Below are 21,293 nucleotides of genomic sequence, written 5' to 3'. Positions count from 1 at the left end.
GGGTTTAGCGGCGGATGGCGTCCGCGCAGTCGCGCACCAGCGCGGGACCGGCGTAAATCAGGCCGCTGTACAGCTGCACCAGCTGCGCGCCGGCGTCCATTTTCACCTTGGCGTCCGCGCCGCGCATGATGCCGCCCACGCCGATGATCGGCAGCGCGTCGCCCAGTTCGGCCTTCAGCAAGCGGATCACCTGGTTGGACAGCTCGAACACCGGCGCGCCGGACAGGCCGCCCGCCTCGGCGCCGTGCTGCATGCCTTCCACGGCGGTGCGGCTCAAGGTGGTGTTGGTGGCGATCACGCCGTCGATCTTGTGGCGCAGCAGCGCATCGGCGATGTTCTTGACCTGGTCGCCGTCCATGTCCGGCGCGATCTTCAGGGCCAGCGGCACGTAGCGCTTGTGCTGGTCGGCCAGGCGCTGCTGCGCTTCCTTCAGCTGGGCCAGCAGGCCGTCCAGCTCGGAGCCGCCCTGCAGCTGGCGCAGGTTCTTGGTGTTGGGCGATGAGATGTTCACCGTCACGTAGCTGGCGTAAGGGTAGACCTTCTGCAGGCAGTGCAGGTAGTCGTCGGCGGCGCGCTCGATCGGGGTGTCGGCGTTCTTGCCGATGTTCAGGCCCAGCACGCCCTCCTTGTTCTGGTAGAAGCGCGAGGACTGCACGTTGGCCACGAAGGCGTCCACGCCGCCGTTGTTGAAGCCCATGCGGTTGATGATGCCGTGCGCGGCCGGCAGGCGGAACATGCGCGGCTTGGGGTTGCCCGGCTGCGCGCGCGGCGTGACGGTGCCCACTTCGATGGAGCCGAAGCCCAGGTCGGCCAGCGCGTCGATGAAGGCGCCGTCCTTGTCCAGGCCGGCGGCCAGTCCGACCGGATTCTTGAACAGGATGCCCATCACGGTGCGCGGGTCCGGCGCGGGGGCGCGCACGAAGGCGCGCGTCAGGCCCAGTTTGGAGGCCTTCTTGAGCGCCGGCAGCGTGAAGTGGTGGGCGGTTTCCGCGTCCATGGAAAACAGGATGGGGCGGGCGAGGGAGTACAGGAATTTGTCGGACATGGCGGGGGCTGGCTGAAAAAGTAGCCCGTATTCTACCTTGCCATGACGCTCCACTGACCCTTGATGCGCGCCTCCAGCGGCTGGAAATTGATCTTGTAGGACATTTTCGGACTGTCCGCGATCCAGTAGCCGAGGTAGACGTAGGGCAGGCCCAGCTCGCGCGCCTGGGTGATCTGCCACACGATGTTGTAGGTGCCGTAGGAGGCGCCTTCCACGTCCGGGTCGAAGAAGGTGTAGACCGAGGACAGGCCGTCCGACAGCACGTCGATGATGCTGACCATGCGCAGCGTGCCGTCCGGCTCGCGGAACTCCACCAGGCGCGTGTTGACGCGGCTTTGCAGCAGGAACTGGGCGTACTGGTCGCGGCTGTCCTGGTCCATGCCGCCGCCGGCGTGTCGCGTGCTCTGGTAGCGCAGGTACAGGTCGTAGTGCTCGTCCGAGAACGACAGCGTGGCCACGCCCGCCGTCAGGTCGCTGTGGCGGTTCCAGGCGCGGCGCTGGCCGCGCGTGGGCTGGAAGCCGGCCGCCGCCACGCGCACCGGCACGCAGGCCTGGCAGCCGTCGCAGTACGGGCGGTAGGTGAAGATGCCGCTGCGGCGGAAGCCGTTGCGCACCAGCTCGGAATACACGTCGGCATTGATGAGGTGCGAAGGAGTGGCCACTTGCGAGCGGGCCTGGCGTTCATCCAGGTAGCTGCAAGGGTAGGGCGCTGTCGTGTAGAACTGCAGCGTTGCGAATGGCAGATCGTTCAGGTGCGTCATGCGCGTCCCAGGGCAAAAATGGTTCGTGTGCTGGTGTCCGTAGGCATATCATAGCGCAGAAACCGGCGAACTTTGCACCCTAATCGGGCGCATGCGGGAACGGCGGCAACGGCGTCCACCCGGCGATGGCTGGCAGGCCGATATTGGCGCGCAGATGCTGCAGGAACTGGGCGCGCGGAATGGGGGACGCGCCCAGCGAAGCGAGGTGGCCGGTCTCCTGCTGGCAGTCGACCATGGCCACGCCGTGGTGTTTCAAAAAATGCACAAGGTAGGCCAGCGCAATCTTGGAGCCGTCCGTCACGCGCGCAAACATGGATTCGCCGTAGAACATGCGGCCGATGCACACGCCGTAGGCGCCGCCCACCAGTTCGCCGTCCAGCCACAGCTCGGACGAATGGGCGTAGCCCAGCTGGTGCAAGCCGGTGTAGCCGGCGATGATGTCGTCCGAGATCCAGGTGCCGGGGCCGTCGCGGCGCGGTGCGGCGCAGGCGCGCATCACGTCCTCGAAGGCGGTGTCGAAGCGCACCTGCCAGCGCCCGGCCGGATCGGCGGCGCTGCGCTGCACTTTCTTAATGGCTTTTTTCAGGCTGTCCGAGACGCGGAAGCGTTCCGTCATCAGCACCATGCGCGGGTCGGTGCTCCACCACAAGATGGGCTGGCCTTCCGAGAACCAGGGGAAAATGCCGCGCTGGTAGGCCGCCAGCAGGCGCGCCGGCGACAGGTCGGCGCCGGCGGCCAGCAGGCCGGGCGCGTCGGAGGTCAGCGCCTGGGAGACGTCGGGGAAGGGGGTGTGGGCATCGAGCCAGGGGATCATACGTCGCTGCGCATGGGTTTCGTGATGTCCTGGGTGTGGAAGCCGTAGCCGCCGCCGCTGGCGCGCATGCGCGCGCGGTCGGCGAAGAACAGTTCCAGCGTGGTGCGGATGGTGGGGAAGGCCAGGTCGTCCCACGGGATTTGCTGTTCCGTGAACATTTGCACCTCCAGGCTTTCCTCGCCGGGCGCGAAGTCGAGGTTGCGCAGCGTGGCCAGGTAGAACATATGCACCTGGTGCACGCGCGCCACGTTCATCAGCGAGAACAGCGGGCCCAGTTCGATATTGGCGCCGGCTTCCTCGATGGTTTCGCGCACGGCCGCTTCGGCGGTGGTTTCGTTGTTTTCCATGAAACCGGCGGGCAGGGTCCAGTAGCCGTAGCGCGGCTCGATGGCGCGCTTGCACAGCAGGACCTGCAGCTGTCCGTCACGCTCCCATACCGGGATGGAGCCAAGCACCATCTTGGGGTTTTGATAATGGATGGCGGTGCAGTGGGTGCAGACGTAGCGGGGGCGGTTGTCGCCGGCGGGGATGGTCAGTTCGACCGGGTTGGCGCATTCGGAACAGAATTTCATGGGGAGGCGTTCTAGTCAGCGGTTTCTCGTCACAGTAGTGCTTACTTTACACCGATTGCAGGCCCTGCGCGTAGCGCGAACGCAAGCTATGCGGGCGTCTTGATGGATAAATCGGCTCTATCATCGATGATTTTGGGATTGATATTGCCTAAAGTCTCCAGTTGCCCTATAATACGTTCATACAGACGCGGGGTGGAGCAGTCTGGCAGCTCGTCGGGCTCATAACCCGAAGGTCACAGGTTCAAATCCTGTCCCCGCAACCAGATACAGAAAGCCGTTGAATTCGAAAGAGTTCAACGGCTTTTGCGTTTGGGCGCTTATTTTTTCAGGAAGGGCAGCGCGTACAGCATGATGAGGTTGAAGATGACGCCGCCTACGATCATGAAGACGCCTAGCCGTAGTGTCAGCTTGCGCCGGTTTCCGGGCTTTCCATGTATTCCGCAAACCACTTGATCATAGTGCCCTCCGCCAACAGAAGCGACCCGGCAAGGTAATGAGTGAAAGAATAGCTGGCAGCCGTTATCACTGAGACCGCAATTGATATTAGCACCAGCGGCGCCAAGGTGCCTTCATCGCCCGCGCGGGGCGTCAAAGTTGCCTCCGTCGTGCTGACTGTGACGAGTACGGCAGATGCAACAATGAACAGGACATGCCAGCCGATTGCAAGCCAGGCTAGAACTGCGCTCTGCGCGCGCGCCGGCTCTGCGATGATGCCGGCCGCTTCGTGGCAAGCAGCGGCGCAGATGGCTCACGGGCCAGTACGGCTGACCGTCCCGAATTGCCCACTTGATCAGTATCACGACTCGTCCGCGATGCAAGCGCTGACGGAACGCAAAGGGTGGCGGGTTTCCATTATGATGTCGGGTATGCAACGCTTACTCATCTTTCTGCTCGCTTGCGTGGCCTGCTCGGCGCTGCGCGCGGATGGCCAGGCCGGTCTTCCGGGGCATCCCGCGCTGGCGCAGCTGCCTGCGCGCATGCTGTGGGCCTGGGAGCGGCCGGAGGATTTACGCTGGCTGCCGGCCGATGTGGGCGTGGCCTACGTGGCCTCCACCATCCTGCTGCGCGGCGGGGACGCGCTGGTCCATCCGCGCACGGCGCCGCTGCTGCTGGCCGACGGCGCGGCGCTGGTGCCGGTGCTGCACGTGGGTGCGTCGTGGCGCGAGCCGCCGGTGCTGAGCGCGCAGCAGTCCGCGCGCATCGTGCAGGAGCTGCTGCGCGTGGCGCGGCGCGGCAACCGCAGCGTGGTGCAGCTCGACTTTGAAGTGCGCCGCTCGCAGCGGCCCTTCCTGGCGCAGACCATGGCCGAGATCCGCCGCCAACTGGACCCGCGCATCGCGCTGTCGGTGACGGCGCTGGCCTCGTGGTGCATGGATGACGCCTGGCTGCCGGCAGGCGTGGCCGACGAGGTGGTGCCGATGGCGTTCCGCATGGGGCCGGGCCAGGATGCCTTGCGCCAGCGCCTGCACCGCCAGGGTTTCACGCAACCCGTTTGCCGCGCCGCCGCAGGCTACGCCAGCGACGAGCCGCCGCTGCGCAGCGTGGCCGCGCGCGGCTATTACTTTTCTCCCCGTTCGTGGACCGCCGCAAGCTGGCGCGCCATGCGGCGAAATACCACGCCGGACACTTCTCCAGACTCTTACTCAGCCTATCCATGAAACGATTCCGCATCCTTCCTTCCATCATTGCCGCCGCGCTGCTCGCGGCGCTGCCGCAGCCTGCGCTGTCCAGCGGCGGCGACGGCTTCAGCGCCAACCGCTTCGCATCCGAATTCCAGGTGGCGCCCGGCGTGCTGTCCCAGTTCGCGGGCGGCAATCTGGGCGTGCTGCCGGGCACCTACTGGCGCGTCTATCAATACCTGGCGTACCAGGCCGCGAAAGGCCGGCCGCTCACACCGCAGCAACTGGCCGCGCTGGAACTGGACCGCTGGCACGTGGGCAAAGGCAGCGACTGGGACTACAGCTATGAAGCGGAGAAGAACGGTTCCGGCGCGTGGTTGAAGGAGCGCGCGGCGTACGCCAGGCAGTGGGGCCTGGCCGATGTCAAACTCGACGTCATGGCGGACGTGGATCACGCCAGCTACGTCAACTGCCACGCCGACGCGTTCAGGCAGGCGGCGCTGACGTTGAAGGCGCGTGCGCAGCTCGGCGCGGGAGGCAAGCCGGATCAATGGCACAAGGCCTGGCTGCAAGGGCAGGATGCGGTGTTTGCCAATTGCGAGGAGCCAGCCTACCAGTACGGCTCGCCCCAACCGAAGCGCGTGGTGCAGCTGCCGCCCGCCGTGCCGGCCAATGCGCCGGACTGGCTGAAGGCCGACCAGGCTTACCAGTCCGCTGCCGCGCATTTCTACGCCCGCAATTTCGACGCGGCGCGCAAGCAGTTCCAGGCCGTTGCGCAGGACGGCAAATCGCCTTGGCGCACGCTGGGCGGCTACCTGGCTGCGCGCAGCCTGATACGCAGCGCCACGCTGGAGCAGGACGGCAAGGCGCCGGACCGCGCGGCGAAGCTGACGCTGGCGCGCAAGGAACTGGAGGCGCTGGCGCCGGCCTACGCGCCGGCCAGGCAGATGATCTCGCTGGTGGACGCGCGCCTCGATCCGGTGGCCCGCATCGCAGTGCTGGCGCGCAGGCTGGAGCAGGAGCCGTTCAGCGCCGAGACGCCCAGGCTGCTGAGCGACTACCTGGTGCTGCTGGACCGGCAGCCGCGCAGCGCCATGATCACGGCTCAGGAGCCGCTGACGGCGTGGATAGGCAGCATGCAGGCGGAGGCGCCGCTGGACGTCTACGAAAGCCCGAACAGCAAAGACGTGCAGCAGGCGCGCGCCCAAGCCTTGTCGACCTTGCGCGCGCGCTGGCTGAAGCACAAGGACGATAGCGCCATATGGCTGGCGCCGCTGCTGACGCTGGCCCATGCCGGAGACTTGAGCGAGGCCGAGAAGAAGGCCGCCGCCGCCGTGCCGGCCAAGCACCCGCTGTACCTCACGCTGCAATACCACCTGGCGCGCCTGGCCATCGCCGAGAAGCAGGCGGCGCAGGCCGACAAGGACATCGACCGCTTGATGGCCAGCCACGGCAAGGCCATGTCGGTCGCCACCAGCAACCGTTATCTGGCGCTGAAGATGTTCTCGGCAGGGAGCATGGATGAATTCCTGAAAGCCGCACCGCGCAGGCTCGACCCGGTCGAAGTGGGCGAGGCGATCGACAGCAAGCCGGCCGAAGGCGAAACCGACGAGGACTTCGGCCGCAGCGTGTACCGCCATTTCCCCACCAGCGAGCTGCGCGCCCTGCTGGCGCATCCGCGCCTGCCGCAGCAGTGGCACCGGCAGTTGGAGGAAACCATGCTGGCGCGCGCGCTGATCTTCAACGACGAGGCAACCGCGCTGGCGCTGCTGGACAGCGTGGCGCAAGGCCGCAAGACCACCGAGCATCTGTACGCGCGCTACCGCAAGGCGGCCAGCGGCGCGGAGCGCAAGCTGGCCGGGGCGCTGATCCTGGTGAATACGCCGGAGCTGAACCCGTCCGTGATCGATGCGCAAGGCCGCAGCCGCAACTGGGGCTGCCGTTCGGGCGGCATGGAGCAGCCCTTGGCCGATCCGGCGCAGCCGCCGCGCTATCTGAGCGCGGAGCAGCGGGAGGCGGCAAGCAGGGAGCAGCAGGTGCTGCTGAAGCTTCCGCTGCGCACCGAGTTCATCGCGCCCACCTTGCTGGCGTGGGCGAAGCAGAAGCCGAACGACGAGGAAGCGCCGAAGGCGCTGCATTTCCTGGTGGCGTCCACCCGCATGGAGTGCCCGTACGGCACCGACAAGGAAGAGAAGGAGCAGCTGCGCGCACAGTATTCGAAGGAGGCCTTCAACCTGCTGCACAAGCACTACCCGAACAGCAAGTGGGCCAGGCAGACCAAGTACTTCTTCTAGTCAGTCTTCCTGGCGCGGGTGCAGGCTGGCCCACAGGTGCGCCGCCGCCATGGTGCGGTGGGGCGCGTAGCGCTTGAGGATTTCTTCGGCGCGCGGCATGTCCGGCTTGCTGTCCTCGCCCAGCAGCGCTTGCAGCGCGGCGCGGATGGCGACGTCGCCGTGCAGCGAACAGTCGGGATAGCCGTAGCCGCGCAGCAGGCCGTAGTTGACGGTCCACGGGCCGATGCCTTTGACCGCCAGCAGCGCCTTGCCGATGTCTTCGATGCTGTTGCCGGGGCCGGGTTGCAGATCGAGTTCGCCGCCGGCCACCAGCGCGGCGAAGCGCAGCAGGGTTTCGGCCTTGGCGCGCGAGAACTTGCGGCTGGTGAGGTCTTCCACTTGCAGGCGCGCGGCGCTGGCGGCGTCCGGGTAGCACCACAGGCCGCTGCTGTGCTGCGTGCCGGCCTGCAGGATGAAGGTGCGGCGCAGCGAGATGGCGAACGGCAGGTTGATCTGCTGGCCGATGATGGCCCAGGTCAGCGCTTCGAACACGGTGGCCGACTGCACGATGCGCAGGCCGGGCTGGCGGCGCGACAGCTCGCCCAGCAGCGCGTCCTGCGCCGCGAAGTCGAGGAAGGGCCGCGGATCGATGCGCAGGCCCAGCACGTTCAGCACGGCGTCGCGCGCTCGCGCAGCCAGCGCGGCCGGCAAGCCTGCCGGCGCGGCGGGCAGGTCGGCGTGCACCGTATAGTCGGCGGCCGCGCTGCCCAGCGCGATATCGAGCACCAGCGGCACGCCATCCATCACCACGCCCTTGCGCAGCCGTTCCGGGCTGATCTGCTCGGCCACGCTTTCCGCGTCGCGGCTGTGGAAGGCGAGGACGTCGTGCAGGCGGTAGCCGTGCGGCAGTTCGATCCGGTGCTTCATGCGGAGGCCGATTTGCGCAGCCAGCTGAAACCCGGCTTGAAGCCGGTCACCAGGGCGGTGCCGACGATGACGATGGCCGAACCGACAATGGTGTACCAGCCCACTACTTCACCCAGGAACACGGTGCCCAGCAGGATGCCGAACAGCGGGCTGAGGAAAGTGACGGTCAGCGCCGAGGTGGGGCCGACGTCGCGGATCAGGCGGTAATACAGCAGGTAGGCCACGCCGCTGCACACCACGCCCAGCGCCAGTGCCGCGCCCATGATGCCGGCGGTGGCCTGGCCCGGCTGCGGGAAGAAAGCCAGCGACGGCAGCACCAGCAGCGAGGCGGCCCACATGCTGCCGTGCGCGTTGGCGAACGGCTCCACGGTCCTGGCCGACTTGGCGTAGGTGCTGGCGATGCCGTAGTTGAATGCCGCGAACAATGCGGCGGCGATGGCCAGCCCGGCGCCTTCGCGCGAACTGGCATGGTCGAAGCCGACCAGCAGCGCCACGCCGCCGGTGCCCATGACCAGGCCCAGCATCACGCGCGCGGACACCATCTGGCGCTGCCACACGGCGCCGATGACGGCGCCCCAGATCGGCGCGGTGGCGTTCAGCACCGCCATCACGGAAGCGGACAGGGTGCGCGCGGCGTAGGCGTACAGCAGGAAGGGCAGGGCGGAGTTGAAGAAGCCCAGGATCAGGTAGTGCTTCCAGTTCTGGCGCAGGTCGAGCGGCTTTTTCATCAGCAGCGCCACCGCCAGCAGGAACAGCGAGGCGAACACCACGCGGTATTCGATCAGCACCGCCGGCCCGAGCACCGGCGCGGCGATGCGCATGAAGAGGAAGGAGCCGCCCCAGATGGCGGCAAGCAGGATAAGGCGCAGCAGGTTGGCAGTGCTCATGGAGGGCTCGGTCTAAAGGGTGGTCAGGCGGCGCCATTGTGCGGCCGGCGCCTGGTAGGCGCCAGCCGGTTCTTGCTTTTGAATTCGTTCAGGTAACTACGCAGGCGTTCGGCGCGTCCGGCGTGGACGGCGCTTCCGGCGAGGCGGCGTGCTTGACTTGCAGCGCGGCCGGCACGCCGTTCTTCACCGCCGTCATTTCGGCCAGGATGGAGATGGCGATTTCGGCCGGGGTCTTGCTGCCGATGTACAGGCCGATGGGGCCGTGCAGCTTGTCCAGCTGCGCTTCGGTCACGTCGAACTGCACCAGGCGCTCGCGGCGCTTGGCGTTGTTCACGCGCGAGCCGATGGCGCCGACATAGAAGGCGTCCGACTTGAGCGCTTCCATCAGCGCCAGGTCGTCCAGCTTGGGGTCGTGCGTCAGCGCCACCACGGCGCTGCGGTGGTCCAGGCGCATCTCCAGCACCAGGTCGTCCGGCATGGCGTGCACCAGCTGCACGCCGTCGACCTGCCAGCCGGCGCGGTATTCCTCGCGCGGGTCGCACACGGTGACGTGGTAGTCCATGGCGGTGGCGATCTGCGCCAGGAAGCGCGACAGCTGGCCGGCGCCGATGATGAGCAGGCGCCAGCGCGGGCCGTGCTGGGTGACCAGTTCCCCTGCGCCCAGCTCCAGCACATTGCCGGCGGTGGTGTGCGCCAGCTGCACCGCGCCGGTGGCCAAATCCAGGCGGCGCTCAACCAGCTGGCGCTGCTCCAGCATGTCCAGCAGCTCGGCGATGCGGCTGTGCGCGCCCAGCGGCTCGATGGCCAGTTCGATGGTGCCGCCGCAGGGCAGGCCGAAGCGGTGCGCCTCGTCGGCGGTGATGCCGTAGCTGACCACTTCCGGCGCGCTGCGCGTGATGCCCTGTTCGCGCACGCGGGCGATCAGGTCGTCCTCGATGCAGCCGCCCGAGACCGAGCCGACCACGCGGCCGTCGTCGCAGATGGCGAGCGTGGCGCCGATCGGGCGCGGGCTGGAGCCCCAGGTTTTGATGACGGTGACCAGTTCGGCGCGGTGGCCGGCGGCCACCCAGGCGGCGCTGGTTTTGAGTACTTCGAGGTCTATGCTGTCCATGGCCTTAACTATACTACGGCGCGAGCGGATGGGTGTCCCTGGCCCTTGTTGCATTTTTAGTTGGTCTGCGGTAAAAGTAATTCCCTTTTTGGCATCCAATGGTTGGGAAAACATGACTGGTCTGGTTTGGCTTCATATCTCCGATATCCACTTTCAGAAGAAAGGCGGTTGGCGGGAAGTCCCGGCAAGAACGTCCTTGCTAAGTTTTCTCTCGTCGAAGTTCCGGTCGGGCGAAATGACGCTTCCACATCTCATTTTTTGCACCGGAGACATCGCATTCGGTGAGGTCGGCAATGCCGCGATGACCACGCAATACGAGCAAGCTGAAGAATTTTTTAATGATTTGCGGCAGTGCTGCGGCGGACTGGCGCGGGAGCGCGTGTTTTTTGTGCCCGGAAATCATGATGTCAACAGGAAAAAAATCAACCGCCATGCTCAGGAAGAGTTGATCAACAAGTCCAGGGATGCGCGACGCCACGAAAGTGCTATTAATCAGGAGTTTGACGAGAAGGACTTCTCCTATCGGCAAAATATGGAGCGGCTGGCTGATTACGGAGAATTTATCAAACGGGTTGCTCCGCACCAGTATGATGCCGAATCACATGTTTACACCAGTTTGCTGGAGATCGACGGTGTATCGGTCGGTGTGGCTGGGTTTAATTCGGCATGGAGCTGTGCCGGGGACGAGGATGATCGGCACCTTTGGCTGGCAGGGCAGTGGCAGTTCAACAAGGCTAAGGCGGCGTTGAAAAATGCCCAGCTCCGCATTGGTTTGATACACCATCCGATCGACTGGTTGAATCAGGCCGAGCAGGATCTCGCCGGCAGGAGAATTGACAGCGGATTCAATTTCTGGTTGAACGGCCACAAGCATAACAGTTGGGTGGAGGAGGGGCGCTGCATTAAAGTCAGCGCGGGTGCTGTCGGAGCGATGCAGGAAGACGAGTTCGGGATTAATTCCGTTGAATTCGATTCGCAGACGGGGGCGGCGAACATCAAGTTGTTTACCTATAAACCGCGCGACGATTATTGGGCCAAACATGTGATGCCGCCCAAGGCGCCGGATGGAATTTGGCCGGTGACTGTTGACGGATACGATAGGCCGCCGGCGCCGGCGCCGGAAAGCGCGAAACGGAGCCTGGCCGAGCCTGCGTTCAGTCTGGAAAATCGGTCCGCAGCGACGGGGAAATTGTATGGGCGCGATAAACTGCTGGCCTCGGTGAACGAGGAGTTGAAATCCAAGTCCGTGCTGGTGCTGTATGGCATGCGGGGCAACGGCAAGACTTCCTTCATCAGAAGACTGGCCACCGAGCCATCTTTGCAGGGGAAAGAGTTGTTCCGGATAACGGCCGGCGTGGGCTATGACGCGGATTACCTGTTCCGTCAGCTGGTTCCCCTGCTGCGCGATACGACTGAGCAACCGGTCGCGCCGACGGGCGATGTGCCGGCCATGGCGGGGCAGTTGGCCAGCCGATATCAGAATGTCCAGCCTGCATGTATCTGGATCGACATGGCACATCAATGGTTCAATGCAAATGGTTGGCGCGACCCATCGCTGGGCAAGCTCTTTTCCGCACTGCGGCAAGCTTTCGGAGCCCGCTGGCGCTGGATTTTTGAATTGCGCGAACGGCCGAGTCCCACCGTGTTTGCGGCGAATTGCTGCCAAGTCGAGTTGCCGGGATTGGACCGCCCGACGCTGTCCCATTGGCTGAGTGATGTGGCGCCGTCCGGCAGCGAGGCCGAGTGGACGTATAGCGGCAACAAGCTGCTTCAGCTGTATCAGTGGCTGGGTGGCGGGCAGGGAGAGCAAGCTCATCCGCAAGCGATTCAGCTGATGATTGAAGTGGCGAAAGGCCTCGGCGTTACGCCGCTCGATGTCCGGCAGCGGTACATTAATGCGGCAGAGGAACGCGTAGAAGACTATTTGTTGCGGGATCTTTTTGATTCGGTGCTCTCGCCGGTCGAGCGCGATTTGCTCAGTGCGCTCGCTTTGTATCGCGATGAAATACCGCATGATCATGCCGATCTGCTGGAAGAGAAATTGTCCGTGTTGGGCGCTTGGGACGGGCTGGATAAAAGGTGCTTGCTGCCGAGCGATGCCAGCCAGGGCAACTACTATTTGCACGGCTTCATATCCGCCTGGCTGCGCGGGAGGATGGGGTACGGGGACTCCAGTAGCGATGAAGAGCTTGTGTATGTCAAGAGTGTCAGCGACGCTCAAATCGCCAAGCTGCAAAGCCTGCACGGCACCATTGCCGAGTGCTGGCTGAATCAGCTGGGCCACAGCAGCCGGGTTACGCATCCGAACGTCAGGCGGGCGCTCGAGGCATTCCATCACCTGCTATCGGCCGGCGACATCCACGGCATGGACCGGATAGCCCACAAACTGCTGAGCGGAACGTCCCGATGGACGATCGAACGGCTGTGGAGCCATGATGAGAAATTGCGCCAGAGCCGTGCGTCGGCGACGCAACGGGTGCAGGTACTGAGACTGATTACCAAACTGGACCCGCGTGATCATATGGCGTGGCGATTCCTGGGCGAGCGGCTGCAGAAGGAAGGCAGCGGAGCGCCCGAGGAGGTGTTGTCGGCTTTCGAGAATGCGCATAAGCTGCGACCGGATTTTCCGCCGTACTTTGCCAATCTTGGTAAGGCCCTGCTGTTGCAGGGCAAGCATGGCGCCGAAGATTTTCTGCGCCGGCTTGCGGAGGCCCGCGAATTGTATCCGACCGCAGTGGATGCAATCGTCCAGTCCATCGAGGCGGACTGTCTAGCTGTCATAGGCGATGTGGCCGGAGCGTCCGTCCTGCGCCAGGCGCGGATTCGCGAGCGCGCGGGAAACCCGGCTTTTTATACGGCCGAGGCGTCCTATCAGCTGCAGAGCGGTAATTTTGACGGCGCGCTTTATTATCTGGACTTGGCCGTGTCGCATGGGAATGCCGACTCCTATACCGAGTTCACCCGCGCGGAGGTGCTGGAAGCCAAGGGGGAGAAGGTGGCTGCATCGGCGCTGCGCAACCTGTGGATCGACCGCGGGGACGCCAGCGTGACGTTTTACAACTCCGAGGCCGATTATCAAATTGAAATCGGAAATTTGAAGAAAGCTGGAGCGATTATCGATTTGGCTGTGCAACGCGGCTGCGCGAATGGCTATACGGAATCGGCGAGATACCGCCTGCTGGATGCCCGAGGCAGAAGCGATGAAGCATCCATGTTACGGCAAGAGAGAATCATGTCCGGGGAAAGGAATACATTTTTATACAACTCGGAGGCTGATTACCAATTCGGGCTGGGCAATTTTGCAGCAACCAGAGACCTGCTGGATCGCGCGGCAGAACTGGGATGTTCGGATCACTATAGCGGCGCGATCAGGGACAAACTGTCCGGAAAAGTTGATTGAGGCCAGGCCGCCGCGCTTTAGCGCAGCTTGCGGCGGCACACGTACTTGAGGGCGGTTTCGGTGTGGCTGCCGGGAGCCGGCTTTTCCGCGTCGTACTGCTCGTACTTGAAATTGCCGACCGCCTCGCCGCGCGCCAGGGTGGCGGGGTAGAAGGTCTGCGCCAGCAGCGTCACGCTGCGCTCCTTGCAGGAGTACAGGTACTGGGCTTTCAGGGAGCGGTAGGTCTTGCCGTCGGCGGACATTTGCGGCTTGCTGTGGGAAACCAGGGTCCAGGCCTTGCGGGCGTCTTCGCCGGCGTCCTCCACCCTGGCCACGCTGGCCTTGTCGATGTAGAGCGTGGCCGCGCCGTTGCCGGACAGCTTGCTCCAGTTGGCGCCTTGGGCCGACTGGGCCGCGACCGGGAGGAGCAGCGCCGCCAGCAGCGGCAGGGCGGCGCGCTGCATTACGGCACCAGCGGCTTCTTCGCCACCAGCTTGGCCTTGATCTCGGCCACGCCCTTGTCGATGGCGGCAAAACGGGCGGAAGTGGAGGGATGCAGGGCGGTGTAGCCGTTCAACACCGAGGCCGGGTATTGCGACGACAGGCGCTGCCAGAACGGCTTGGCGCGCTCGATGTTGTAGCCGGCGCGCGCCAGCATGTACAGCGCCAGGTTGTCGGCCGCCGTGTCCAGGTCCTGCGGCACCGGCTTGATGCCGCCGCTGCCGATCAGCAGCGACAGGTCCGGCTTGGTGCGCACCAGGTTGTCGATCATGCTGCCAACGGTGGCCGAATTGCGCATGGCGCCGGCGTGGCCCAGCACGTTGTGGGCGATGTCCTTGGCCAGCACATAGGCGATGGCCTCGTCGCTCTGGGCGAAGTTCATCATGCCGCGCGTGATCAGCACGCGCTGGCCGTCGGCATAGGAATTGATGTTGTCGGCGTTGCCGAGGTGGACGCGGATGGCGCAGGCGCGCGTGACGGGCACCTTGAGCGTCTGGTTGTTGCCGTTGCGGGCGATGGTCATGTCCAGCGCGGCCTGCTTGCCCACCAGCGGGCCAAGCACTTCGGCCGCCTGCGATTCGGCGTCCGGGCCACCCGGCAGGGACTTGCCTTCCACCGCCACCAGGCCGTCGCCCTTGCGCAGGCCGGCGCGCGCGGCGCCGCTGCCGGCCAGCACGGAACTGACCTGCAGGCGTTCGCCGTAGCCCAGCACGGCGTGCGCCGCGTCCGAGAATTCGCCGGGGTAGGAATAGCGGTTCTGCGCGGTGAAGCCGAGCAGGTTGCGCGCCATGCTCTTGCACAGGTCGGCATTGTTGATCAGCAGCGGGGCGGACACGCGCGACAGGCGGTCCTGCAGGTTCACCATGACGCGCAGCGCGTCCTGCGCGGCGGCCATCCTGGCGGTGACCACCGGCTGCTGCGGTTCGGCGGGCGCCGGCACGGCGGGGCCGGGCTGCGGCGCGCTGGTTTGCGGCGCAAACGTGGAGCAGGCCGACAGCAGCGCCACCGCCAGCGTTGCCGCGGCGGTCGCCAGCGTCCTGCCCACCGGCCTGCCTGCTGCCTGTTCCGTCACCATTGCGTTTGCCGATGCGTTTGCCAATGCTTGCGCCTTGCCTGCCATTCGAATTTCCTTAGTGTTTGCCGGTGCTGCCGAAGCCGCCTTCGCCGCGTTCGCTGCCGCCGAATTCTTCCACCACGTTGAAGCCCACCTGCAGCACCGGCACGATAATCAGTTGCGCCAGGCGTTCCATCGGGTTCAGCGTAAACGTGTTTTGACCCCGGTTCCAGGTCGATACCATCAGCTGGCCCTGGTAGTCGGAGTCGATCAAGCCTACCAGATTCCCGAGCACGATGCCGTTCTTGTGGCCCATGCCGCTGCGCGGCAGGATCATGGCGGCGTAGCCCGGATCGGCGATGTGGATGGCCAGGCCGGTGGGCACCAGCACGGTCTGGCCGGGCTCGATGACGATGGGCGCGTCGATGCAGGCGCGCAGGTCCAGGCCGGCGCTGCCGGGGGTGGCGTAGGCCGGCAGCTGGTCTTTCATGCGCGGGTCGAGAATTTTTACGTCTACGTTTTTCATATGTCCTATTGGAACAGCGAGTGCTTGTCGATGCGTTTGGAGATTTCGGAAATCAGCTGGCGCGCCAGCGTGAGCTTGTCGGCGCGCGGCAGGATGGTGTGGCCGTTTTCGTCGAACAGGATAATGGTGTTGTCGTCCTGGCCGAAGGTCTGGTGGCCGATATTACCGACCAGCAGCGGGATGCCCTTCTTCTCGCGCTTGGCCGCGCCGTATTCGAGCAGGTTCTCGGATTCGGCGGCGAAGCCCACGCAGTAAGGGTAGCCGGCCAGGTTGGTGCGGGTGGCCACGGTGGCCAGGATGTCCGGGTTCTGCTCGAACTTCAGGTCCGGCACGGTGCCGTCGCCCTTCTTCTTCATCTTCTGCGTGCTGGGATTGGCCACGCGCCAGTCGGCCACGGCGGCCACCGAGATGAAGACGTGCTGGCCGTGCACCGCCGACAGCACTTCGTCGTGCATCTGCAGCGCGCTTTGCACGTTGATGCGCTGCACGCCGAACGGCGTGGGCAGGGCGGTGGGGCCGGAGATCAGCACCACGTCGGCGCCCGCTTCGCGCGCGGCGCGCGCCACGGCGTAGCCCATCTTGCCGGAGGACAGATTGGTGATGCCGCGCACCGGATCGATGGCTTCGAAGGTGGGGCCGGCGGTGATCAGGATGCGCTTGCCGGCCAGGACCTTCGGCTGGAAGGCGGCGATCAGTTCGGCCAGCAGCTGCTCGGCTTCGAGCATGCGGCCCAGGCCCACTTCGCCGCAAGCCTGTTCGCCGGCGGCGGGACCGAACACCTGCACGCCGTCGTCCTTGATCTGCTGGACGTTGCGCTGGGTGGCCGGGTTCTGCCACATTTCCACGTTCATGGCCGGCGCCACCAGCAGCGGCACCGTGCGCGGACGGGCCAGGCACATGGTGGAGAGCAGGTCGTCGCACACGCCGTGCGCCAGCTTGTAGATGAAGTCCGCCGAGCAGGGCGCGATCAGGATCGCGTCCGCGTTGCGGGTCACGTCGATGTGGGCCATGTTGTTGTCCACGCGCGGGTCCCACTGGCTGGTGTAGACCGGCTTGCCGGACAGCGCCTGCATGGTGACGGCGGTGATGAAGTGGGTGGCCGCGTCGGTCATCACCACTTGCACGGAAGCGCCTTCGCGCGTGAGCGCGCGGCACAGTTCCGCCGCCTTGTAGCAGGCCACGCCGCCGGACAGGCCGAGGACGATTTTTTTGCCGGTCAATTCCATCATGCTGCTCCTACTTGGTTTTACTTGTTCACCCTGCGCAGTTCATCCAGGATGAACAGCGCGGCGCCGACGCAGATGGCCGAGTCGGCGATGTTGAAGGCCGGGAAGTGGCCGATGCCCTTCCAGTGGAAGTCCAGGAAGTCCACCACGTGGCCGTACAGGATGCGGTCGATCACGTTGCCCACCGCGCCGCCCAGGATCAGCGCCAGGGCCCAGCAGAACATGCGCTGGCCGGCGTGCTTTTTCAAGAGGTAGACGATGAACAGCGCGGCGGCGATGCCGATGCCGGTGAAGAAGTAGCGCTGCCAGCCGCTCTCGTTGGACAGGAAGCTGAACGCCGCGCCCTTGTTGTAGGCCAGCACCAGGTTGAAGAAGGGCGTCACCACCACTTCCTCGCCCCAGCGGAAGGTCTTGTTGACGGTGATTTTCGTGATCTGGTCGAGCAGCAGCACGATGAAGGCAATCCCCAGCCATGGCGTCAGGCCGCCGGCGGAGGACTTGGAGGAGAAGCTTTTTGGTTTGGATGCCATGGAGGTCAGGATAGGGTTGCGTAGGGCGGGTCGGCGCAGCGATGCTGCGCCGACCCGCCGGGGAGTTTAAGCGAACTTGCGCTTCTCGCCCGCACCGAACAGATTGCTGTGGCAGCGGCCGCACAGGGTCGGGTGGTCGACGTGCGCGCCCACGTCGGCGCGGTAGTGCCAGCAGCGCTCGCACTTGGCGGCAGCCGATGCGGCCACGGCCACCGCTTCGTCGGCTTCGGCCGCCACTTGCACCGCCTTGGCCTGCGAGGTGATGAAGACGAACTTCAGGTCCTCATCCAGGCTGGCCAGCAGCTGGTACTTGTCGCCGAAGGCCTTGATCTCCAGCTCGGCCTGCAGCGAGGAGCCGATGGCGCCCGAGGTGCGCAGGTCTTCCAGCTGCTTGGTCACGCCGGTGCGCACTTCGCGCAGGGCGGCGTACTTGGCCAGCAGGGCTTCCGAGTCCGCCACGGCAGGCAGTTCCCACCAGGTTTGCGTGAAGATGGTCTCGTCGCTGGCCTGGTACGCTTCGGCGCCGGCGAACACCGCCCACGCTTCCTCGGCGGTGAACGACAGCATCGGCGACATCAGGCGCAGCAGGCTTTGCGTGATGTGCCACAGCGCGGTCTGCGCCGAGCGGCGCTGCTGCGAATCGACGGCCGAGGTGTACAGGCGGTCCTTCAGGATGTCCAGGTAGAAGCCGCCCAGGTCTTCCGAGCAGTAGTTCTGCAGCTTGGACACCACCGGGTGGAACTCGTAGTTCTCGTAGTGCCTGGCGATGTCGGCCTGCAGGCGCGCCATGTCGGCCAGCGCGTAGCGGTCGATCTCCAGCAGCTCGGCCACCGGCACGGCGTTCGCCTTGGCGTCGAAGTCCGAGGTGTTGGCCAGCAGGAAGCGCAGCGTGTTGCGGATGCGGCGGTACGATTCGGTCACGCGCTTGAGGATTTCGTCCGAGATCGACAGCTCGCCGGTGTAGTCGGTGGCGGCCACCCACAGGCGCAGGATGTCGGCGCCCAGCTTGTTCGACACGTCCTGCGGCGACACGGTGTTGCCGATCGACTTGGACATCTTCTTGCCTTCGCCGTCGACCACGAAGCCGTGCGTCAGCAGCGCCTTGTAGGGCGCGGCGCCGTTCAGCATGGAGGAGGTCAGCAGCGAGGAGTGGAACCAGCCGCGGTGCTGGTCCGAGCCTTCCAGGTACAGGTCGGCCGGGAAGGCGCTCTGCTCTTTATGCGAGCCGCGCAGCACGGTCTGGTGCGTGGTGCCGGAGTCGAACCACACGTCCAGCGTGTCCTTGTTCTTCTCGTACAGGGCGGCGTCGTCGCCCAGCAGGGTGGCCGGGTCGAGCGACAGCCAGGCGTCGATGCCGTTCTTCTCGATCAGCTGCGCCACCTGTTCCAGCAGCTCCGGGGTGCGCGGGTGCAGGTCGCCGCTTTCCTTGTGGATGAAGAAGGCCATCGGCACGCCCCACTGGCGCTGGCGCGACAGGGTCCAGTCCGGACGGTTGGCGATCATGCCGTGCAGGCGCGCCTGGCCCCAGTCCGGGAAGAAGCGGGTTTCATCGATGGCTTTGAGCGCGGTCTGGCGCAGGGTCGGGCCGCCGTCTTTCGGGTGCGCGTCCATGCCGGCGAACCATTGCGAGGTGGCGCGGTAGACGATGGGGGTCTTGTGGCGCCAGCAGTGCATATAGCTGTGGTCGAACATCTTCAGTTCGAACAGCGCGCCCGCTTCGCGCAGCGCGTCGCAGATCGGCTTGGAGGCCTCCCAGATGGTCAGGCCGCCGAACAGCGGCAGGGTGGACACGTATTTGCCGTCGCCCATCACCGGCTTGAGGATCTCGTCGTCCTTCAGGCCGTGCGCTTTGCAGGAGATAAAGTCGTCCTGGCCGTAGGCCGGCGCCGAGTGCACCACGCCGGTGCCGCTCTCGGTGGTCACGTAGTCGGCCAGGTAGACCGGCGACAGGCGGTCGTAGAAGGCGTCGCGCGCGTGCAGCGGGTGCTTGAAGCTGATGCCGGCCAGGTCCTGGCCCATGCAGGTGCCGATGGTGGTGCCGTCCAGCTTGTAGCGCGCCAGGCAGGATTCCACCAGGTCTTGCGCCAGGATCAGCAGCAGCGGCTGGCCGTCGCGTTCGGCCTGCACCAGCGCGTATTTCACTTCGGCGTGCACGTTCAGCGCCTGGTTGGACGGGATGGTCCACGGCGTGGTGGTCCAGATGACGATGAAGCCGTTCTGCGTCGGCAGGGCCGGCAGGTCGAAAGCCGTGGCCAGCTTGTCGAATTCATGGAAGGCGAAGCCGACGTCGATGGCCGGGTCGCGCTTGTTCTGGTATTCCACTTCCGCCTCGGCCAGCGCCGAGCCGCAGTCGAAGCACCAGTTCACCGGCTTCAGGCCGCGGTAGACGTAGCCCTTCTCCAGCAGCGTGCCGAGGGCGCGCAGCTCGTCGGCTTCGTTGGAGTAGTTCATGGTCAGGTAAGGGTTCTCCCACTCGCCCAGCACGCCCAGGCGGATGAAGTCCTTCTTCTGGCGCTCGACCTGCTCGTAGGCGTAGGCGCGGGCCTTGGTCAGCACGTCGGCGGTCGGCAGGTTCTTGCCGTGCAGTTTTTCGATCTGGATCTCGATCGGCATGCCGTGGCAGTCCCAGCCCGGCACGTAGGGCGCGTCGTAGCCGGCCAGGGTGCGGGCCTTGACCACCATGTCCTTGAGCACCTTGTTGACGGCGTGGCCGATATGGATGTCGCCGTTGGCGTACGGCGGGCCGTCGTGCAGCACGAATTTCGGGCGGCCGGCGGCGGCCTTGCGGATGCGGTGGTAGATCTTCTTCTCTTGCCAGTCTTTGACCCAGTTCGGCTCGCGCTTGGCGAGGTCGCCGCGCATCGGGAACGGGGTTTCGGTCATGTTGACCGGGTACTTGCTTTCAGCCTTCTTTGGTTTGTTGTCGGACATAGCGATCTTCAAGTTTGTGTATCTGTGTGCTTTGGGGGACCAGCGCTTGCTTGCAGCCGGCGGGCTGCGGCGCGGGTCAAATTCGGTCGGTGGCGTTGACGGCGCCGCTGCTGGTGCGCCTGGCGAACCAGGCGCGCGCCAGTTCGGCGTCGCGGTCGATGGCCGCCGTCAGGGTGGGCAGGTCGATGAACTTCTCTTCGTCGCGGATCTTCTGCAGGAATTCCACGCGCACGTTTTTGCCGTAGCAGGACTGGGCGTAGTCGAAGATGTGCACTTCCAGCAGCACCCGGCCGGCGTCTTCCACGGTGGGGCGCACGCCCAGGCTGGCCACGGCCGGCAGCGGGCCGCGGCTGTCGTCCAGGCCGTGCACCTGCACGATGAAGATGCCGCCCAGGGCAGGGCGGTGCGGCACGCGCAGGTTCAGCGTGGGATAGCCGATGGTGCGGCCCAGCTTGGCCCCGTGGATCACGTGGCCGGAAATCGAGTACGGATGGCCCAGCAGCTGCTCGGCGTGCCGGAAGTCGCCCTCGGACAGCGCGGCGCGCACGGCCGAGGAGGAGATGCGGGTCGAGCCCTTCATCACCGTGGGCAGCGTGTGCACTTCGAAGCCGTATTGGCGGCCGGCCTCGATCAGCATGGCCACGTTGCCGGCGCGGCGCGCGCCGTAGCAGAAGTCGTCGCCCACCATCAGCCATTTCACGTGCAGGCCGTCCACCAGCACGTTCTCGGTGAATTCCTGCGGCGTGAGCGAGGCGAAGGCATTGCTGAAATGCTCGACGATGACGCGGTCGATGCCGTTATTCTCCAGCGACTGCAGCTTGTCGCGCAGGTTGGCGATGCGGGCCGGCGCCTTGCTCAGGTCGCCCGCCTTGTGCGCAAAGAACTCGCGCGGGTGCGGCTCGAAGGTCATCACGGCGGCCTCCAGGCCCAGCTGGTCGGCGGCGGCGCGCACCTGCGCCAGCAGCGCCTGGTGGCCGAGGTGGACGCCGTCGAAGTTGCCTATCGTCAGCGCGCAGGGCGCGCGCGCCGCTGCATTGGGAAGTCCGCGAAATACCTTCATGGGAATCTGGAGCGAAAAACTGGGCTAAATGGGGGATTATACGGACTGTTGGCCGGATTCACATGGGGAAACACTGC

Annotated in this window: 17 protein-coding genes and 1 tRNA gene; 4 read left to right on the top strand and 14 right to left on the bottom strand. The window is 65.3% G+C overall.

The window, feature by feature from the left end:
* Positions 1-4: 4 nt before the first annotated feature.
* The 4 genes from AC56DV_RS02085 to AC56DV_RS02070 form a co-directional block, all read right to left on the bottom strand.
* Positions 5-1,045 carry a quinone-dependent dihydroorotate dehydrogenase gene (locus AC56DV_RS02085; RefSeq protein WP_496312645.1) on the bottom strand — a complete coding sequence of 347 codons (1,041 nt, stop codon included), beginning with the start codon at positions 1,043-1,045 and terminating at the stop codon, positions 5-7.
* Positions 1,046-1,077: 32 nt separating this feature from the next.
* A complete protein-coding gene (locus tag AC56DV_RS02080; protein ID WP_496312644.1) occupies positions 1,078-1,806 on the bottom strand; it encodes an arginyltransferase in 729 nt (242 codons plus the stop codon).
* A gap of 79 nt (positions 1,807-1,885) precedes the next feature.
* Entirely contained in the window at positions 1,886-2,620 is a 735-nt protein-coding gene (aat, locus tag AC56DV_RS02075) for a leucyl/phenylalanyl-tRNA--protein transferase (RefSeq protein WP_496312643.1), read from the bottom strand.
* Positions 2,617-3,192: an NUDIX hydrolase gene (locus tag AC56DV_RS02070; protein ID WP_496312642.1), complete on the bottom strand. Its 576-nt coding sequence runs from the start codon at positions 3,190-3,192 to the stop codon at positions 2,617-2,619. Before AC56DV_RS02070 ends, aat begins: the two co-directional genes overlap by 4 nt.
* A gap of 186 nt (positions 3,193-3,378) precedes the next feature.
* Here AC56DV_RS02070 and AC56DV_RS02065 point away from each other — a divergent pair.
* The 3 genes from AC56DV_RS02065 to AC56DV_RS02055 all read left to right on the top strand — a co-directional run bounded on the left by AC56DV_RS02065 (position 3,379) and on the right by AC56DV_RS02055 (position 7,105).
* A tRNA-Met gene (locus tag AC56DV_RS02065) sits at positions 3,379-3,455 on the top strand.
* Positions 3,456-4,058: 603 nt separating this feature from the next.
* On the top strand, positions 4,059-4,850 hold the full coding sequence (locus AC56DV_RS02060; protein WP_496312641.1) for a hypothetical protein: 792 nt from the start codon (positions 4,059-4,061) through the stop codon (positions 4,848-4,850).
* Entirely contained in the window at positions 4,847-7,105 is a 2,259-nt protein-coding gene (locus tag AC56DV_RS02055) for a hypothetical protein (RefSeq protein WP_496312640.1), read from the top strand. Before AC56DV_RS02060 ends, AC56DV_RS02055 begins: the two co-directional genes overlap by 4 nt.
* Here AC56DV_RS02055 and AC56DV_RS02050 read toward each other — a convergent pair whose 3' ends face one another.
* The 3 genes from AC56DV_RS02050 to AC56DV_RS02040 all read right to left on the bottom strand — a co-directional run bounded on the left by AC56DV_RS02050 (position 7,106) and on the right by AC56DV_RS02040 (position 10,009).
* Positions 7,106-8,011 (bottom strand): DNA-3-methyladenine glycosylase 2, encoded by a 906-nt coding sequence (locus tag AC56DV_RS02050; protein ID WP_496312639.1) that lies wholly within the window; start codon positions 8,009-8,011, stop codon positions 7,106-7,108.
* Positions 8,008-8,898, bottom strand: a complete 891-nt coding sequence (locus AC56DV_RS02045; protein ID WP_496312638.1) for a DMT family transporter — start codon at positions 8,896-8,898, stop codon at positions 8,008-8,010. Before AC56DV_RS02045 ends, AC56DV_RS02050 begins: the two co-directional genes overlap by 4 nt.
* Before the next feature lie 88 nt (positions 8,899-8,986).
* Positions 8,987-10,009 (bottom strand): XdhC family protein, encoded by a 1,023-nt coding sequence (locus AC56DV_RS02040; RefSeq protein WP_496312637.1) that lies wholly within the window; start codon positions 10,007-10,009, stop codon positions 8,987-8,989.
* 112 nt (positions 10,010-10,121) lie between these two features.
* Between AC56DV_RS02040 and AC56DV_RS02035 the strand changes: the two genes are divergently transcribed.
* A complete protein-coding gene (locus AC56DV_RS02035) occupies positions 10,122-13,409 on the top strand; it encodes a metallophosphoesterase (protein WP_496312636.1) in 3,288 nt (1,095 codons plus the stop codon).
* A gap of 17 nt (positions 13,410-13,426) precedes the next feature.
* On the opposite strand, the gene AC56DV_RS02030 is transcribed toward AC56DV_RS02035, so the two are convergent.
* The 7 genes from AC56DV_RS02030 to AC56DV_RS02000 form a co-directional block, all read right to left on the bottom strand.
* Complete coding sequence (locus AC56DV_RS02030) at positions 13,427-13,852, bottom strand: surface-adhesin E family protein (protein WP_496312635.1); 426 nt, start codon at positions 13,850-13,852, stop codon at positions 13,427-13,429.
* Entirely contained in the window at positions 13,852-14,964 is a 1,113-nt protein-coding gene (locus tag AC56DV_RS02025) for a M48 family metalloprotease (RefSeq protein ID WP_496312952.1), read from the bottom strand. The genes AC56DV_RS02030 and AC56DV_RS02025 overlap by 1 nt, the downstream gene beginning before the upstream one ends.
* A 55-nt stretch (positions 14,965-15,019) precedes the next feature.
* Positions 15,020-15,469 carry a dUTP diphosphatase gene (gene dut, locus AC56DV_RS02020; RefSeq protein ID WP_496312634.1) on the bottom strand — a complete coding sequence of 150 codons (450 nt, stop codon included), beginning with the start codon at positions 15,467-15,469 and terminating at the stop codon, positions 15,020-15,022.
* A gap of 5 nt (positions 15,470-15,474) precedes the next feature.
* Positions 15,475-16,695, bottom strand: a complete 1,221-nt coding sequence (coaBC, locus tag AC56DV_RS02015) for a bifunctional phosphopantothenoylcysteine decarboxylase/phosphopantothenate--cysteine ligase CoaBC (RefSeq protein ID WP_496312951.1) — start codon at positions 16,693-16,695, stop codon at positions 15,475-15,477.
* Positions 16,696-16,715: 20 nt separating this feature from the next.
* Entirely contained in the window at positions 16,716-17,225 is a 510-nt protein-coding gene (gene lspA, locus AC56DV_RS02010) for a signal peptidase II (protein WP_496312633.1), read from the bottom strand.
* Positions 17,226-17,291: 66 nt separating this feature from the next.
* Entirely contained in the window at positions 17,292-20,156 is a 2,865-nt protein-coding gene (gene ileS, locus AC56DV_RS02005) for an isoleucine--tRNA ligase (protein ID WP_496312632.1), read from the bottom strand.
* Positions 20,157-20,232: 76 nt separating this feature from the next.
* Positions 20,233-21,216: a bifunctional riboflavin kinase/FAD synthetase gene (locus AC56DV_RS02000; protein ID WP_496312631.1), complete on the bottom strand. Its 984-nt coding sequence runs from the start codon at positions 21,214-21,216 to the stop codon at positions 20,233-20,235.
* Positions 21,217-21,293: the final 77 nt, after the last annotated feature.

It is taken from the genome of Massilia sp. BGA-UO-ETr-WB1 (genome assembly GCF_059567845.1).
This window is presented reverse-complemented; position numbering and strand designations above follow the sequence as displayed.